Source organism: Parendozoicomonas verongulae, assembly GCF_009711465.1.
Classification (GTDB): Bacteria; Pseudomonadota; Gammaproteobacteria; order Pseudomonadales; family Endozoicomonadaceae; genus Sansalvadorimonas; species Sansalvadorimonas verongulae.
This window is the reverse complement of sequence record NZ_SMME01000773.1, coordinates 533-771: the sequence shown is the minus strand read 5'-3', so window position 1 is coordinate 771 and position 239 is coordinate 533.

The following is a 239-nucleotide window of genomic DNA, read 5'->3' as shown; positions in this document are numbered from 1 at the left end:
CCGGAATATTGAAATAGCGGCACAGAGCGACAAATGCATAGGCACGGTGACGGCAGGACCCCTGCCTTTCTTTCAGCAGGAAAAATAACAGGTTTTTCTCCTCGGTTGCCGATGTTCCTCTGAAACGCCAACAATAATTCGTGATACGTGTGACACGTTGTCTCTGACTCCGGGCATCCTTTATCGCCAGTAACTCTGTTTTTTGTTTCCTGGGAAGGGCTGGCAGTAATTCCGGGGCG